Origin of the sequence: Acetobacter suratthaniensis, from assembly GCF_017377745.1 — a bacterium.
Classification (GTDB): domain Bacteria; phylum Pseudomonadota; class Alphaproteobacteria; order Acetobacterales; family Acetobacteraceae; genus Acetobacter; species Acetobacter suratthaniensis.
Map to the genome: position 1 here is coordinate 15,813 of NZ_JAFVMG010000010.1, position 14,831 is coordinate 30,643.

The 14,831-nt window shown below is 58.3% G+C and carries 13 protein-coding genes; 9 read left to right on the plus strand and 4 right to left on the minus strand.

Going from position 1 to position 14,831, the window contains the following annotated elements; translation table 11 throughout:
- Positions 1-124: 124 nt before the first annotated feature.
- A complete protein-coding gene (locus J2D75_RS09865; protein ID WP_207854661.1) occupies positions 125-1,339 on the minus strand; it encodes a DEAD/DEAH box helicase in 1,215 nt (404 codons plus the stop codon).
- Between the two features lie 251 nt (positions 1,340-1,590).
- On the opposite strand from J2D75_RS09865, the gene J2D75_RS09870 reads away from it, so the two are divergent.
- Positions 1,591-2,559, plus strand: coding sequence for a mitochondrial fission ELM1 family protein (locus J2D75_RS09870; protein ID WP_243428677.1), 969 nt, complete (start codon positions 1,591-1,593; stop codon positions 2,557-2,559).
- An 80-nt stretch (positions 2,560-2,639) separates the two neighbouring features.
- Here the strand turns inward: J2D75_RS09870 and J2D75_RS09875 are convergent, their stop codons facing one another.
- A complete protein-coding gene (locus J2D75_RS09875; RefSeq protein WP_243428669.1) occupies positions 2,640-2,840 on the minus strand; it encodes a hypothetical protein in 201 nt (66 codons plus the stop codon).
- A gap of 96 nt (positions 2,841-2,936) precedes the next feature.
- Positions 2,937-3,830 carry a phosphoserine phosphatase SerB gene (gene serB, locus J2D75_RS09880; RefSeq protein WP_207854717.1) on the minus strand — a complete coding sequence of 298 codons (894 nt, stop codon included), beginning with the start codon at positions 3,828-3,830 and terminating at the stop codon, positions 2,937-2,939.
- Positions 3,831-3,881: 51 nt separating this feature from the next.
- On the opposite strand from serB, the gene miaA reads away from it, so the two are divergent.
- The 5 genes from miaA (at position 3,882) to J2D75_RS09905 (ending at position 10,014) form a co-directional block, all read left to right on the plus strand.
- On the plus strand, positions 3,882-4,937 hold the full coding sequence (gene miaA, locus J2D75_RS09885) for a tRNA (adenosine(37)-N6)-dimethylallyltransferase MiaA (RefSeq protein WP_207854718.1): 1,056 nt from the start codon (positions 3,882-3,884) through the stop codon (positions 4,935-4,937).
- Between the two features lie 63 nt (positions 4,938-5,000).
- On the plus strand, positions 5,001-6,815 hold the full coding sequence (gene ilvB, locus J2D75_RS09890; protein WP_207854662.1) for a biosynthetic-type acetolactate synthase large subunit: 1,815 nt from the start codon (positions 5,001-5,003) through the stop codon (positions 6,813-6,815).
- A 54-nt stretch (positions 6,816-6,869) separates the two neighbouring features.
- A complete protein-coding gene (ilvN, locus tag J2D75_RS09895; RefSeq protein WP_207854663.1) occupies positions 6,870-7,388 on the plus strand; it encodes an acetolactate synthase small subunit in 519 nt (172 codons plus the stop codon).
- 60 nt (positions 7,389-7,448) lie between these two features.
- Entirely contained in the window at positions 7,449-8,468 is a 1,020-nt protein-coding gene (gene ilvC / locus J2D75_RS09900) for a ketol-acid reductoisomerase (protein WP_207854719.1), read from the plus strand.
- A 166-nt stretch (positions 8,469-8,634) separates the two neighbouring features.
- Positions 8,635-10,014, plus strand: coding sequence for a cryptochrome/photolyase family protein (locus tag J2D75_RS09905; protein WP_207854664.1), 1,380 nt, complete (start codon positions 8,635-8,637; stop codon positions 10,012-10,014).
- Between the two features lie 7 nt (positions 10,015-10,021).
- Here J2D75_RS09905 and J2D75_RS09910 read toward each other — a convergent pair whose 3' ends face one another.
- Positions 10,022-10,384 carry a metal-sensitive transcriptional regulator gene (locus tag J2D75_RS09910; protein WP_243428670.1) on the minus strand — a complete coding sequence of 121 codons (363 nt, stop codon included), beginning with the start codon at positions 10,382-10,384 and terminating at the stop codon, positions 10,022-10,024.
- Between the two features lie 273 nt (positions 10,385-10,657).
- On the opposite strand from J2D75_RS09910, the gene J2D75_RS09915 reads away from it, so the two are divergent.
- The 3 genes from J2D75_RS09915 (at position 10,658) to J2D75_RS09925 (ending at position 14,802) form a co-directional block, all read left to right on the plus strand.
- Entirely contained in the window at positions 10,658-11,161 is a 504-nt protein-coding gene (locus J2D75_RS09915) for a sigma-70 family RNA polymerase sigma factor (RefSeq protein WP_207854665.1), read from the plus strand.
- Positions 11,162-11,254: 93 nt separating this feature from the next.
- A complete protein-coding gene (locus tag J2D75_RS09920) occupies positions 11,255-12,211 on the plus strand; it encodes a FecR family protein (protein ID WP_207854666.1) in 957 nt (318 codons plus the stop codon).
- Positions 12,212-12,342: 131 nt separating this feature from the next.
- Positions 12,343-14,802 (plus strand): TonB-dependent siderophore receptor, encoded by a 2,460-nt coding sequence (locus J2D75_RS09925; RefSeq protein ID WP_243428671.1) that lies wholly within the window; start codon positions 12,343-12,345, stop codon positions 14,800-14,802.
- Positions 14,803-14,831: the final 29 nt, after the last annotated feature.

Sequence of the window (14,831 nt, forward strand, 5' to 3'; positions counted from 1 at the left end):
GGACGTAAGGGGAACAGGGAAAAAGGTCTGGCCCGCATGGGGCGGAAGTATGGTTCGGGTTATGATTCCCTGCAATCCCCCAACCTCTGCCCATGGGCTTTCAGCGGTGATCCTGCTCGGGTTGTTAGCGTGCGCGGCGGGTTTTGGGGGTGTCCTGTTCGGTGGGTAGGGCCTGTTCGGGGCTGAGAATCCGCAGTTTTACTCCCGCTCCGACTTCCACCTGCCGCAGGCGCTTGCGCTCGGTGCCCGCACATAATGTCAGGGCGGAGCCTTTCTGCCCCCCGCGCCCGGTGCGGCCAATGCGGTGCAGATAGGTCTCGGGCTGTTCGGGTACATCGTAATTGATGACCTGCGCTACCGAGGCAATGTCCAGCCCGCGGGCCGCTACATCGGTTGCGACCAGAATGAACAGGCGGCCCGAGCCAAAGCTGGCCAGCGTGGCGGTGCGGCGTTCCTGTGTCAGATCGGCATGCAGGGGGGCTGCGGCAAACCCTGCCTTACGGAGCGTGGCGGCCAGCTGGTCGGCTTCGGCCTTGGTGCGGACAAAAACAATGCTGCGCGTTTTGGGCGCACGGCTGAAGAAGGCTTTGAGAAAAACGGCTTTCTGCGCGTCTTCCATGAACAGGGCGCCCTGACGGATCGGCCCGCGTTTGAGCGGTTCGCGCTCCACGGTAATATCCTGCGGCTTGTACAGAAGGCTGGCCATAAGTCCGGCCTGTTCATCCGGGCGGGTGGCCGAGAAAACAAGGGTCTGGCGTGGTTTGGGCAGATGGTCGAGCAGGGCCGAGGTTTCATCCAGAAACTCGGCGGAGAGCAGGCGATCGCCTTCATCCAGCACAAGGCTTGCACAGTCATCAAGATTGCACTCACCAGCCAGAACAAGGTCCAGCAGGCGTCCGGGGGTTGCAATCAGGATCTGGGTGCAGGGGCGGGTCAGGTCTGATGTCGCATCCACCAGTGCCTGTGCCTGCTCGCTGCGGTCTGTGCCGCCGATAATGGGCACAACCGGCACCGGCGGTTGGGTGGTGGGCTTGCCCCGGCCTGTCGCGACCCCCATGCAGTGCAGGAAGACTTTTGCCGTCTGGAGCACCAGATCGCGCGTGGGCAGCAGCACCAGAACCATGCGCGCCTTGCGGGTTTCGAGCAGGGTCTGGATCAGGGGCAGCGCGTAGGCGGCGGTTTTGCCCGTGCCAGTGGGGGCGGTGGCCAGAATGTCGCGCCCCTGTAGAACGACGGGAATAGCCTGTGCCTGTATGGGGGTGGGCTGTGACAGCCCCGCTTTGGCGGCCATGGCGCACAGAACGGGGGACAGGCCGGTATTTTCGAAGCTGTCAGCCATGCTGTTGCCTTTCTTGTGCTCTCGAATACGGTGTGTAGTTTGGTGGTAAGGCGCAGACTGCCCATATAAAAATAACGGCGCGGCAGACGCGCCAGACGGGGTGTAGCAAAGGAAGGCGCGTGATGGCGAGTGTTGACTATGCCGCGTACAGCAATGACACGCGACCGCCACCGGTAAAGGTGGACCAGCCTGCGGGGCAAACCGCGTCTCCAACCGTGGTTACGGAGGGGCGCTCCTGTCAGGCATTTGTCATGGGGGAAGACTTCGCGGGCATGCGTTCGCAGGCGCTGGGGCTGGCGGCACGGGCAGGATGGAACGGGGTTTTTTGCCCCATCTGTCCCGACCGTGTTGCGCGGTTGGCATTGTCTGGCCCGCGCTGGCTCAGCCATGCTTTTTTGCGCGGCGCAGATGGCCGCCACCTGCATGAGCATGAAGACCTAGCAACATCGGATGTGGTTATCAGCATTGGCGGTAAGGGCGGTGCTTTGGGGGCGGCTCTGGGAGAGCATCCGCTACCAAAGCGCAGGGAGCGCCTGCCAGTTGTGCAGGTGCAGCACCCCCGGCTTGATCTGGGGCGGTTTGATCTGGTGGTCGCCTGCCGACATGATGAAATAAGCGGTGCCAACGTGCTGGTGGGGCGTACGGCCCTGCATGGTCTCACGCGCGAAAGTCTGGAAGAGGCACGGGCACTCTGGGCGCCGCGTCTGGCCCATCTGCCGCGCCCGTTGGTGGCGGTTCTGGTGGGTGGTTCCAACGGGCGTTACACCTTTGGCGTGGCCGAGGCGACACGTCTGGGTCAGGTTCTGGTGGAAACCATGCGCGCGGAAGGCGGTAGCCTGCTGGTAACACCCTCGCGCCGGACAGATCCCGCCGCGCTGCGCGTGCTGGGCGATGCGGTCAAGCAGGTGGATGGTTTTGTGTGGGATGGCGAGGGGGAAAACCCCTATGTGGGTTTGATCGCCTGCGCGGACAGCCTCGTGGTGACGATGGACAGCGTTTCCATGATGTCCGAGGCTGTGGCGGGCTTTGCCCCCGTGACGATCTTTCCGCTGCCCGGCCGTTCACGGCGTATCAGCACTTTTGTTGAGGAAATGGAACTGACCGGACGGGTGAGGGTGCTGGAGGCGGATGAAACCCGTCTGCAACGCCCGTGGGCGGTCACACCACTGGATGATACGCCCGAGTTGGTGGACGAAATGCACCGCAGGCTCGGATTCTGATTAGGCGATTCTGATCAGGCACGGGGCGGGTGTGATGGAGCTTTGAGAGACCCCGCCCCATCGTGGCTGAATGTGGTTGTTCAGATCCAGATTGTACCCAGCAGCAATAGCGTGCCGACAATCAGCGCTGCGATATGGCGCATGACAAACTCGGGCGAGCCGGGGGGCAGCGTCATGGCAAAGTTCAGGCAGTAGCCGACCAGAAAAATGCCCAGTATGACGCATGATGCGCGGATGAACGGATAGGTTGAAACGTCACGCGGGTCGAACTGCATGGTCATGCCTTTCCATTGTGGCACAGGGCTGGTGCCAGTGGGGCTTCAGGCCCAGCCCCGATTCGCTTTGCACAGCCTGACCATTATCTGCCCCGCCTGCACTCAGTCGCTTACGAAAGCCGAAGCCGGATAGCCCTGCGCGAACAGTGCTGCACGCAGCGAAGCATGGTTGATCTGGGCGGGAATGGCCTGCCGCACCACAGGTTTTGCATGGAACGCCAGACCAAGGCCAGCCCTGCGCAGCATGGGCAGGTCATTGGCTCCATCTCCGATAGCCAGAGCGGCATCTTCGGGCAGGTCGTGGCTTTTCTGGAGGGTTTCGAGCAGGTGCAGTTTGGCATCCGGGCCAAGCACGGGCTGGGCGGTCTCGCCTGTCAGGCTTTCGGTTGTCTTGTCCATCAGCAGCACGTTGGCGTGGTGTTCATCAAACCCGCACAGGGCGGCAACCCGCGCCGTAAAAAAGGTGAAACCACCAGAAACCAGTGCCGTTCTGGCGCCAAAGGCGCTCATGGTGCGCACCATTTCAAGTGCGCCGGGGTTAAGGGTGACATCTTTCCATGCGGTTTCCAGCAGGGATGTCGGCAGGCCGCGTAGCAGGGCCACCCGCTCACGCAGCGAGGTGGCGAAATCCAGTTCACCATTCATTGAGCGCGCGGTAATGGCGGCAACTTTTTCGCCCAGACCGGCATGGGCCGCCAGATCGTCCAGCGTTTCATTGGCGACAATGGTGCTGTCCATGTCGGAAATCAAAAGTCGCTTGCGGCGGTTGTCGGCCGGGGTCAGCAGGATGTCTATGGCCTGTCCGTCCAGTGCCGCGCGCAGGGAGGGCAGACTGTCGCGTGCCGTATCCGGGCAGGGAATGTCCACGGCTTCTGCCGGGCTGAGTACGACCGTTTCTCCCTGCGTGCGAACAATATCGCGGGCAAGGGCAATGGACTGGGCGGCGAGTGAGGTTTCCTCACGCCGGGCGACAAGGGTCAGAACAAGGCTCGTCATGGCAGCAGGGTGTGTGGCAGGAATGCGGGCATGAAGCAAGCGGAACACCCCATGACATTTTCTGAAAGCCGTCCTGCCCCTTCGGGTGCGCCGGGCCAGTGCGCACCGTCGGATGCCCGGCCTGTTGCTCTTGTGGTGGCGGGGCCGACCTGCTCGGGTAAATCAGCCTTGGCCCTGTCAGTGGCGGAAGCATTGGCCGCTCTGCCTGCAGGTGGAGGCGGCGGCTGGGTGGGGGCCACCATTATCAACGCGGATTCCATGCAGGTTTACCAAGACCTGCGGATACTGACCGCCCGCCCGAGTATTGCGGAGGAGCAGGTGGTGCCCCACCGTCTTTATGGTGTGCTGCCTGCGGCCAGTACGGGCAGCGTGGCCTGGTGGCGGAGCCATGCATTGAATGCAATGGACGAAGCCTGGCAAGCGGGTCGCCTGCCGATCCTGTGCGGCGGAACGGGCCTGTATTTCCGTGCGCTGACGCATGGTCTGGCAGCGATTCCCGATTGCCCGCCTGCCGTGCGGGATGAGGCACGGCAGGCCGTGGCGCAGGATGGTGCGCCTGCTTTGCACGCCCGGCTTGCCAGTGTGGACCCCCAAACCGCTGCCCGCCTGCAACCTGCGGATTCCCAACGTATTACCCGTGCATGGGAAGTCTGGTGTGCAACCGGGCGCAGTCTGAGCTGGTGGCAGACCCAGCCGGGCTTGCCACCAGCGGCGTGCCGGTTTGTGGCGGTGAGGCTCTCGCCAGAGCGTGCCGCCCTACGCGCCCGTATACAGGCCCGTTTTGAGGCCATGCTGGCCACGGGTGCTGTGGATGAAGTCCGTACGCTGTTGGCTCAGGGGCTTGATCCGGCCCTGCCTGCCATGCGCGCCCACGGTGTGCCGGAACTGATGGCCATGCTGGAAGGCCGTATGACACAGGAAGAAGCCATGCGGCTCGCAGTTCAGGCAACGGGACGCTATACTAAACGGCAGGCGACGTGGTTTGCCCACCATGCTCTGGCTGAGCCAGACCGTACATGCAATGTTGATACGTGTTTTGAGAATGTTGCGCAATTTTCGGAAAGAAAATTGTGTGAAATCATCTCTTTTATTCTGCGTGCAGCTTGACGCCTGTAATCACAAGGCATAAACAAACCCCCTGATCCCACTTCAGGGGCTATTGAGGATACCATGATGTCAACCACCGCCCAGTTCCCAACGGACGCCCAGACCACCACCGCCCTGACCGGCGCGGAAGTGCTCATGCGCGCGCTGGTCGAGCAGGGGGTGGAAGTCATTTTCGGCTATCCGGGCGGCGCGGTGCTGCCCATTTACGATGCCCTGTTCAAGCAGAACCATATCCGCCACGTTCTGGTGCGGCATGAGCAGGCAGCGGTTCACGCAGCCGAGGCCTATGCCCGTTCTACCGGCAAGGTGGGCGTGGTGCTGGTTACAAGTGGCCCCGGTGCGACCAATGCCGTGACCGGCCTGCTGGATGCGATGATGGATTCCATCCCGCTGGTCTGTCTGTCCGGGCAGGTGCCCACGGCGCTGATCGGCAACGATGCCTTTCAGGAGGCCGACACGACCGGCATTACCCGGCCTGTGACCAAGTACAATTATCTGGTGCGTCGTCCTGAGGATCTGGCTCCCGCCGTGCATGAGGCTTTTGCCATTGCGTGTTCGGGCCGCCCCGGCCCGGTGCTGGTGGATCTGCCCAAGAACATCACGGTGGGCGAAGCGCCCTATGTCAGTGCGCAGGATATTCGTCCCCGCACGGCCAAGGTGCAGAGACAGCCTGATCGTGAAAGCGTTGCCCGCGCGGTTGCCGCGATGAAGGGGGCGCGTCGTCCGCTGTTCTATACAGGGGGCGGTATCATCAACGCAGGCCCGCAGGCCAGCGAAGCCCTGCGCAGGCTGGTGGATATTACGGGTTTTCCCATCACCTCCACGCTGATGGGGCTTGGGGCTTTCCCCGGCACGGATAAGCGTTTTCTGGGCATGCTGGGCATGCACGGCACATACGAGGCCAATCTGGCCACGCATGGTTGCGATGTGCTGATTGCGCTGGGTAGCCGGTTTGATGACCGTGTGACCGGTCGCGTCAATGCGTTCTCGCCCGATTCATTCAAGATCCACGTTGATATCGATCCCTCGCAGATCAACAAGATCGTGCGGGTGGATGAAGCGATCGTGGGTGATGTGGGCGTGGTCATTGATATGATGATCGAGGAATGGGAGCGCCAGTCCGCCCCCCCGCAGACGGCCGACCTTGCCGCATGGTGGGCGCAGATCGAAGGCTGGCGCGCGCTCGATTGCCTGCGCTTCACCCAGGATGGTGCGGATGATGCCGTGATCAAGCCGCAGCAGGCGATCAGCCGGATTTACGAACTGGCGCGTGAAACCGGGCGGGATACCTATGTCTCCACCGAGGTCGGGCAGCACCAGATGTGGGCTGCGCAGTTTTTCCGGTTTGATAGCCCCAATCGCTGGCTGACCTCCGGCGGTCTGGGTACGATGGGCTATGGCCTGCCCGCAGCCGTGGGAGCGCAGATTGCCCACCCCGATGCGCTGGTTATGGATATTGCGGGTGAAGCGTCCACCCTGATGAATATTCAGGAACTCGGGACAATCGCTCAGTACCGTCTGCCGGTGAAGATTTTCATCATCAACAATCACTATATGGGCATGGTGCGCCAGTGGCAGGAACTGCTGCATGGTTCGCGTTATTCCGAAAGTTATAGTGATGCCCTGCCTGACTTTGTGAAGCTGGCGGAAAGCTTCCATGCGCGTGGTCTGCGCGTGACCCGGTTGGCTGACCTGGATGACACCATCCGTCAGGCGCTTGCGCATGACGGGCCGGTGATGGTCGATATCTGTGTGGCGGAAGGGGAAAACTGTTTCCCCATGATTCCGTCGGGTGCCGCTCATAATGAAATGATTCTGGGGCCTGAGCAGGAAAGCAGCGGGGCCGAAATCAGCACGGAAGGGCGCATGCTGGTCTGATCTGGCATGTTTTCCATTTTGCGTATTCTGGTCTGTCGTCAGGGAAACTGAACAATGCAGCAGGAAATTTCCGGTTCCGCCGTCATCTCGCTTCTGGTGGACAATGAAAGCGGTGCGCTGGCGCGTATTGTGGAGCTGTTCTCGGGCCGTGGTTATAATATCCAGAGCCTGACCGTGGCCCCGGTTGATGAGCAGGGCAACATCTCGCGCGTTAATATCGTAACCACGGGTACAGCTTCGGCCATTCGACAGGTAAAAGTGCAGATCGAACGTCTGGTGCCGGTCTCGCGCGTGGTCAACCTGTCGGATGCCGGGCCGTACGTTGCGCGGGAAATGGCGTTGGTCAAGGTGGTGTCCTCGGGTGAATCCCGCACCGAGGCGCTGCGGATCGCTGAGGCGTTCCGGGCCAGAGCGGTGGACACAACCGCCACGTCTTTTGTGTTTGAACTGACCGGCTCATCCGACAAGCTGGACAGTTTCATTGATCTGATGCGTCCGCTCGGCCTGGCCGAGGTGTCCCGTACCGGGGTGGCGTCTATTTGCCGCGGACCGAAGACAATTCAGAACTTCTGAAGTATAGCAGGCAGCAACGCCGGAGGGAGTCTCCGGTCTGAAGGAGAAGTAAGAATGGCTATGCGCGTGTATTATGATCGTGACGCCGATGTGAATCTGATCAAATCCAAGAAGGTCGCCGTTATCGGTTATGGCAGCCAGGGCCATGCCCACGCCAACAACCTCAAGGACAGCGGCGTTTCCGAAATCGTGATCGGTCTGCGTGAAGGTTCTGCTGCGGCTGAAAAGGCCCGCAATGCAGGCTTTACCGTCATGACGCCGGACAAGGCTGCCGCCTGGGCCGATGTTGTCATGGTGCTGACGCCTGACGAAGGTCAGGGCGCGCTGTACAAGGAATCGCTGGAAAAGAACCTGAAGCAGGGTGCCGCTCTGGCGTTCGCGCATGGTCTTTCCATCCATTTCCGCCTGATCGAAGCCCGTCCTGATCTGGACGTGTTCCTGATCGCCCCCAAGGGCCCCGGCCACACCGTTCGTTCTGAATATCAGCGTGGCGGCGGCGTGCCCTGCCTCGTGGCTATTGCACAGGACAAGTCCGGCAAGGCTCTGGACATTGCTCTGTCCTATGCTTCCGCTATCGGTGGTGGCCGTGCAGGCACGATCGAAACCTCCTTCAAGGAAGAGGTCGAAACCGACCTGTTTGGCGAACAGGCCGTGCTGTGCGGTGGTGTTGCCGAGCTGATCCGCGCTGGTTTCGAAACGCTGGTTGAAGCCGGCTACGCTCCTGAAATGGCGTATTTCGAATGTCTGCACGAAATGAAGCTGATCGTGGATCTGATCTACGAAGGCGGCATTGCCAACATGAACTACTCCATCTCCAACACCGCGGAGTATGGTGAGTATGTGTCCGGCCCGCGCGTGATCACGGCCGAAAGCAAGAAGGCCATGAAGGACATCCTGACGGATATCCAGAACGGCACCTTCGTGCGTAACTTCGTGCTGGAAAACCAGTCTGGCAACGTGTTCTTCAAGGCCACGCGTGCGCGTAACGACGCCCACCAGATTGAAGCCGTTGGCGACAAGCTCCGTGGCATGATGCCCTGGATATCCAAGTCCCGTCTGGTTGACAAGACCAAGAACTGAGTTCGGTTCATGTTCCGGCCCGCAAGGGCTGGAATGGTTCCGCCAGTTTATGGCATGGCCCCTTCCTGTTTTTTAACGGGAAGGGGTTTTTTTATGGTGCGCGCAGGTGTGCGCAGGCATAAGGCCCAAACAGGATAAGCCCGCCACAGGACATGCAGGAAAAGCCATGAATGTTTCGCCAACAATCGTGTGGTTCCGCGAGGATTTTCGTCTGGCGGACAATCAGGCCTTGCATGAAGCCGTCCGCCACGCGCAGCCGTTGATCTGTCTCGTTATTCTAGATGATGCACAGCCGACAGGCTCTGCGGCGCAATGGTGGCTGGATGGGGCTATCCATGCGCTTGCGGCAGATCTGCGCACAAAAGGGGGAGACCTGCTCGTGCTACGTGGGCCTGCCCGGCGTGTGATGGAACAGGTGGTGTCTGCAACGGGTGCGGGGGCCGTCTTCTGGAATCGGCGCTACGATCCGCAGGGGCGTGAGACGGATACGGCCATCAAGGCGAGCTTGCAGGCGCAGGGCATTACGGTGCGCAGCTTTGCCGGAGCGTTACTGCATGAACCGTGGACTGTGCGTACGCAGTCAGGGTCGCCCTACAAGATTTTTACCGCTTTCTGGCGTGCCGCCTGCACGGTGCCGGTACAGGCTTTTCTGCGTCCGGCCCCTGAGCAAATGGTTTTTGCCGAACCGGGCCCGGCACTGGAAGCCCTACGTCTGGCGCCCGGACAGTATGGCCTGCTCCCCACAACACCGGACTGGGCCGGTGGCCTGCGTGAGACATGGGTGCCGGGCGAGGCGGAGGCCCGTGCGCGGCTTGCGGATTTCTGCCGACATGATCAGGTAGATTATGCCCAGACCCGCGATTTTCCGGCGAAAGAAAGCACCAGCGGTCTTTCGCCCTTTCTGCGTTTTGGCCATGTCAGCCCCGCCCGTGTGTGGGAGGAGGCGCAGAACAGCCCAAGCTCCGAAAAATTTCTGACCGAGCTGGGCTGGCGGGATTTTGCCTGGTCTTTGCTGTTCGAAACGCCAGACCTTGCACAGCGGAACCTCCGGCCCGAGTTCGACGCCATGCCGTGGCGTGCAGACCCCAAAGGGCTGGCAGCGTGGCAGCGTGGGCAAACGGGTTATCCGCTGGTGGATGCCGGTATGCGCGAGTTATGGCATACGGGGATCATGCATAATCGCGTGCGTATGGTGGTGGCATCGTTTCTGGTTAAACACCTGCTGATAGACTGGCGTGAGGGCGAACGCTGGTTTGCGGATACGCTGGTCGATTATGACCCGGCCAGCAACCCGATGAACTGGCAGTGGGGGGCAGGCACAGGTGTGGATGCGGCCCCTTATTTCCGCATCATGAATCCCATTCTGCAGTCACAGAAATTCGACCCACAGGGGGTCTATATCCGCCGTTGGGTGCCCGAAATCGCGCATCTGTCTGACAAGGCCATCCATACACCGTGGGAGACAGGCTGCCGGGGCTATGCTGCGCCGATTGTAGAACACACGCTGGCGCGCACGCGAGCACTGGCGGCGTGGAAGGCTCTGTAGGGGGTTTTTAGCGAATCATCTTGCGGATGATACCCATGAGTTCTTCAAGGGTTTCATCGCCGCCATTATCCTGTACAGCACGGCGCACACAGCCTCTGGCGTGGCTTTCGAGCAGGCGGATGCTCAGTGAATCAATGGCAGAGCGCACGGCGGAAAGCTGGGTGAGAATATCCACGCAGTAACGGTCTTCGCGTACCATGCCCGCAATGCCGCCAATCTGCCCTTCAATCCTGCGTAGGCGGTTGATCAGGGCCGTTTTGTCGGGTTGTACGACCTGTCTGGACGCGGCCTGATCCGGTGTGGAGCAGGTCGCGCATCCGCCAGTGTCGGGTTGGGTGGTGGTGCCGGGCTGTTGAGCGTTCATACCCATCAGTTTAAGCGATCCTGACAGGAATGACAGCCTTCTTGTGCCGTCTGCTTGGGCGGTTGTCCGGTTTAATCTGAGGCAGCTTATCCCTCATTTGGCCCGCTGTGCGGGCGTTTCTTGTAGAGGCGTATCCTGACGCCCAAAGAGGGAGACCTCTTGAGGCTTATGGAAAAGGCTCTCTTGCCAAGGGAGCAGGTTTCTATAATTAAGAACTATTCTTATTTTGACGGGCAGGCGTCATGACGAATGGGCGTGTAAGTGTGGAAAGGTGTTTTTGTGGCGGGCAACAGTGACCTGCTGACATGCTATCTTGCCAATCGCGGTGATCTGCTGAAATACGCAGCCGGGATAACGGGCGACTATGTGCATGCCGAAGACCTTCTTCAGGAGGTCTGGATACGGTGTCAGTCTTCCGAAAAACCTGAAAATCCTTTGCATTTTCTGTACCGGGTTGTGCGTAATCTGGCAGTAGACAAGTATCGTGCGCAGGGCCGTGAACGGCAATGCTTTGTCCAGGCGGATGAGGGCATAGCCATTGCTGTTCCAGCCCCAACAGCCGATGCCGAGACAAATATGTCTGATCGTCAGGAGCTGGATGCGATCATGGCGGCTCTTGATGAACTACCCGAAAAAACAAAACAGGCGGTGCTGTTGTGCCGGTTCGAAGGGTGGAAACTGCGCGAAATTGCGGCCGAACTTGATATTCCCATAGGCTCTGTGCATCGCATTATCGCGCAAGGGCTGGAGCATTGCCGTAAGCACCTTTATGCGTCTGAATGACTGTTTATTACACACGGATTATCCATAACCTGTTCTTTTTGGGGCCTGTTGCAACGCTCCAAGGCGCAACGGCTACCGAGAAGGAAATGGCACATGAACGGGCATGATGGGGTTGAAGATTTTCAGCCTTCCAATGCAGCGGAATGGCTTCTGGTATTGCGCGATGACCCGGATGATACGCACCTTCAGGCGCGTTTTAAAATATGGCTTGAGGACAGGCCCGAGCACCAGCGCGAATGGGCGCAGATTTCGCATACCCTGTCGGTTCTGCAGCGTGTGGAGCCAACACAGGATGCCCGTTCTGCTGTTGTTCTGAAGTATCGGACTACGGCCGCTCGCCGGTGGTTTGCGGCGTCCTTGTCGCTTGCTGCGGCTGTGGCGGGCATTATCTGGGGGCCGGACGTACTCTTGCGTTTGCAGGCAGACCGTGTGACCGGCTGGGCGGAAACGCGCACGGTTACTCTGGCAGATGGCAGTCAGGTGGTGATGGCCCCAGAAAGCGCCATTGCAACAGATTATACAAACGGACAGCGGGTGGTGCGCCTGTTAAAGGGCGAGGCGTTGTTTACCGTCCGGCATGATCCGGCCCATCCTTTTAGGGTGATGGTTGGACACCTGACGATTAAAGATGTGGGCACGGTGTTTGACGTGAAGGCGGACGGAACGGCAATGGACACCATTGCGGTGCGAGAAGGCCGCGTCTCGGTAGAAAATGCGACGGCTCACAATGCGCCTGTGCTGCTGGATGCCGGGCAGGTGTTTCAGGTAACGGCTGGGCAGGGTGTTACAGGGGATATGGCTTCACAGGAAGTCGGCCTATGGGCGCAGGGCTTCTATGTTGCCCATAGCCAGCCTGTTTCTGAGGTGATTGGCACCTTAAGCCACTATATGCGCGGGACAGTGCTCGTGCATGGGCGGGGTTTGAGCACCGAGAAAGTGAGCGGGCTGTATAAGCTGTCTGATGCGCGATCCGCCCTTCAGACACTGGCAGATGGCCAGAATGCGCGTGTCTGGAATGTCACACCCTGGCTGACTATTCTTAATCGTTAATTTTTTTCGATTTTGCGCGATTAAAAACGACCCTTCGTTCGTGTTCACTGTAACGAGGAAAATGCGTATCATTCTCATATTGTGAATCGCAGCCTCAACAGGATGAACATGGCCGAAGGGGCACGCGAATTATGGTGCGGACAGACTGGACGTTTTCTTACTCTCATGCGCGCTGGGTACGCAGAGTTTTACTGCTTGTTTCATCCACTATGCTCGGAGGGGGCGGTATCGGAGCTGTGTCCGCTACGGCAGCGCCTGCTATAGCCTTTGCCGCAAAGTCGTTTCAGATCAGTCCGCAGCCCTTGTCCAATGCGTTGACCACGTTTGGTATCCAAAGTGGCTGGCAAATCTCCGTGCCGGATGCGCTGACTGCCACAATGAACAGTCCGGGTGTTGTTGGAAGCCTTACCCCTGATGTCGCTCTCTCGCGCCTGCTGGCAGGCACGGGGCTGACCTACCAGCTTTCAGGCGCTCATAGCGTTATTATTAAAAAGCCATCCGCCAATATTACGCTCGATCCTGTTCGGGTAAGAGGTGAGAGTGCCGATGCATCAGCAGAACAGGTGATCGTGCATGGCGAAAAAGCATCGACCATTGCTTCATCCGCTACAAAAACCAGCACGCCTTTGATTGAAACGGCTCAATCCGTTACGGTTATTTCGCGTCAGGAAATGGATGTGCGTGGGGTTCTCAACCTCAATCAGGCTGTTCGATATACAGCCGGTATTACGGCAGATCTGCGCGGCGGTGGTGTGGGTACGCGTTATGATCAGTTCCTGCTTAGAGGGTTTCAGGCTCCGACATTTCTTGATGGGCTTAAGCTTCAGTCTGGCCTTCGGTATGGCACATCGCAGACAGATACATCGCGTTTGTCACGTATCGAAATATTGAAAGGCCCAGCATCGGCTCTTTATGGGCAATCAAGTCCGGGTGGGCTTGTGGCATTGTCCAGCAAACTGCCAACAGACCAGAAGTTTTATGGCAGCATCAATACGACCGGCGGTATGTTTGATCTCTATCGGGTTGATGCGGATGTGGGCGGCTTTGCTACAAAAAACGGCATGATACGCTATCGTCTGTATGGCACGGCCAACGGCCAGCATAGTCAGTTGAGCGAAACAGGCAGCAGGCGTTTTAGTATCAGTCCATCCATCATGTTTGGTGGCGATGGGCCGACAACGCTGACACTGTTGGGTAACTATCAGTACGATCCTGAAAATGGCGCTTACGGTGGCGTGCCAATGGTGGGTTCGCTCACGCGGGCTTCTTTTGGATATTTGCCGCGTAATTTTTATGATGGTGATGCCTCTTACGAAAAATATAATCGCCGACAGGGGGCTATTACCTATATTTTTAATCACCGGTTTGACAAAAACTGGAGTTTTTCAACCCGTGGCCGCTATGACGATACGAAAGTTGTCATGCGCAATGTGTATGATTCCGGTTTTTATAGCAGTGCGGACACCTTGGCCCGATCGGCCTATGCCACCAACGAACACACGCACAACCTCGCTTTTGACAGCCAGTTCAAGGGGCATGTGAGTACTGGGCCGGTCAAGCATATGATGATGTTCGGTTTTGATTACATGCAGCAAAATGGCAGTGTAAACGGAACGTTCGGGACTGCTCCCGGCCTGAATGTTTTGCATCCAGATTATCATATGAGCATTCCAAGCCTGAGTCCGTGGTTGGATTACAGTCAGGATTCGCATCAGATCGGTGTCTATGCTCAGGATGAAATCAGATTTGGTAATCTGATCCTGACAGGGAGCCTGCGTAACGACTGGTATAGTTCACATCAGATCAATTACCGGAATGGATCAACGACGGATCAGGATCAAAGCCAGATAACGTGGCGTGCATCAGGTCTGTATCATTTCAAATTTGGGCTTGCGCCTTACATTAGCTATTCAACATCGTTCCAGCCGCAGTCTGGAACATTATGGAATGGTGGTGGCGCGCATCCTCAGGCCAGTCCTTCAATTGGCAAACAGTTGGAAGGGGGCCTAAAGTATCAGATTCCGGGTACATCTGTGCTGTTCAGCGTGGCAGGCTTTCATATTGAGCAGAGTAATGTTTTGGTCTCCTTCGGGAATACGGGTTACTATACCCAGAGTGGTTTGGTGCATTCTGATGGCTTTGAGTTTGAAGCCCATGCTGAACCGTATAAGAATCTTATGCTGACTGCGGCTGTCAGTGTTCAGAATGTACATGATGATTCAACCGGCAAGCCGCTGCTTCAGTCCGGGAAAGGGAATGCGGCCCTGTTTGCGTTCTATACAATTCCTCAAGGACGTATGAAGGGCTTTGGTTTTGGTGGCGGTATGCGTTATTCGGCCAAGGCTTACGGCGGGGATACGACGTCAGGGAGCGTTTGGGTGCCACAATACGCTGTCTTTGATGGTTCCATACGTTACGATCTTGCGAATGCTTCGGCTTCCCTGAAAGGGTGGAAAGTTTCTGCCAGTGTACGTAATATTTTTGATAATGACTATGTCGCCAACTGCCTGAGCTATGCTTCGTATGGCCAGTCATGGTGCTATTACGGAGAAAGAAGAAACGCGCAGGCCAGCATCGGATACTCGTGGTAATTTTAAAAAAATAGTTTTATTCGTTTGTA